This is a genomic window from Candidatus Komeilibacteria bacterium CG_4_10_14_0_2_um_filter_37_10 (assembly GCA_002793075.1).
Taxonomy (GTDB): domain Bacteria; phylum Patescibacteriota; class Patescibacteriia; order UBA1558; family UBA1558; genus UM-FILTER-37-10.
In genome coordinates this window covers 1-1,132 of record PFPO01000040.1, presented here as the reverse complement: position 1 = coordinate 1,132, position 1,132 = coordinate 1, and the positions used below count along the sequence as shown (strand labels likewise).

The window sequence follows — 1,132 nt, the reverse complement described above, 5'->3', positions numbered from 1 at the left end:
TTTGAATTTTTTCTATATCTGGATGCTCGCCATACTCAATGGATTCTATGTTGTATTTTTGTTCGTTGATTTCAAGACTACAATTAGGGCTTTCAGTTGTTGAACGCTTATATTTACTTCTAGACACCAAACGATCAATCGTAGCTAATGCTGGTTGATCGACTATTTTTTTGTCGAGTGTTAATGGAATAGTTTTAATAATTTCTTCTTTTATTTTTGATGGTCTTTCTAATGACATATTTTTATAGTATATATTAATGTTTTATTAAAATAATTTATTAAATTTATAATTCTGATGGCTCTGTGTTAATATCAATACTCTTTGGTGTTATCATTAAAAGAACAAAGGCTAATATCACGCCAAAAAGACCTAAAATACTAAAGGCAACTGGAATACTAAAAATATCAGCCAATATGCCTGCCGATATCGGTCCAAGAACATAGCCAATATTAAAAGCAAAATCTTCTAGACCCTCTATTTCACCCTCAACTTGCGGTGCTTCGGAAATATAATCCGCATAAGCGGAATTAATAGCCGGTAAAGAGATACTTATAAAAATTGAAGCGACAAATACAGCAATAATCGACACTATAGAGTCAGGCAAGTAAACAAAAGATAATAACACAAGTGATCCAATTAATACACCAATAAAAGCTATTCTTTTTTTTCCAAATCGTTTTGTAAAAGAACTCACCAACCAGCCTACCAAAAATGCAGGCAATGTATAAGCTGTTAAAAATAAACCACCAAATGCTTTAAGGTTAGTGGTCTCTGCATACAAAGGTGCTAGAGTCCAAAAAAAGGCTTCAACAAAAAATAAAAAGAAGGTCAAAAATAAAACAGGCGACATCAATCTCCCTATTTTTTTCCATAAATGAATTTCTATAAATAAATTCTTCCGCCTTGGCCGGTTAAACAAGATTTCGTCTGTTGAATGATGTTTACGCATCAAAATTATCAAAAACAAGAAAAAAACAAAACCTATTCCGAGAAAAAACCACCCGAGTGTAAAGGCTCGCCAATTTACATAATCAACAATTACTAATCCGACAATAAGTGGTGCTAATATTCCACCTAGTGCCCTAAAAATCTGTACAATACCGAAATCTGATGAGTAATTTTCTTTTTTAG

At 32.2% G+C, this 1,132-nt stretch carries 2 protein-coding genes; both read right to left on the bottom strand.

All coding sequences use genetic code 11. The features are described 5' to 3' along the window. Window positions 1–238: hypothetical protein (locus tag COX77_02155; protein ID PIZ99227.1), on the bottom strand; the 238-nt coding region annotated here is incomplete at its 3' end. 46 nt (window positions 239–284) lie between these two features. Continuing rightward, on the bottom strand, window positions 285–1,132 hold an 848-nt coding region (locus COX77_02150), incomplete at its 5' end, for a hypothetical protein (GenBank protein PIZ99226.1).